This is a genomic window from Herbidospora sp. RD11066 (assembly GCF_054661255.1).
In genome coordinates this window covers 1-257 of record NZ_BAAGDO010000236.1, presented here as the reverse complement: position 1 = coordinate 257, position 257 = coordinate 1, and the positions used below count along the sequence as shown (strand labels likewise).

The 257-nt window shown below is 49.8% G+C and carries 1 protein-coding gene; it reads left to right on the top strand.

Annotation, left to right across the window (positions count from 1 at the left end; genetic code table 11):
* Positions 1-208: hypothetical protein (locus ACYQ78_RS39820; RefSeq protein ID WP_459806182.1), on the top strand; the 208-nt coding region annotated here is incomplete at its 5' end.
* Between the last annotated feature and the right edge of the window lie 49 nt (positions 209-257).

Sequence of the window (257 nt, the reverse complement as noted above, 5' to 3'; positions counted from 1 at the left end):
GGTCGGAAAGAGCGTGACATACCAATTGCACAACCCCAATGGCGTGACGAAGATCAAGACCATACAATGGGGCATTGCCAACAATGCCATTCCAAAGTTTGACTTGTACTGCTCAACTGATGATGTCACTTCCGCCTGCGTGGGGAGGGCAGATTTGGGAACCGGTGCTGGTACCAACGAAGCCATCTCTGGCCTGACGTCACCTTGAACATCAGAGAGGAGTAACACAAAAGTTGAATAAATTATCGGCAGAAGGC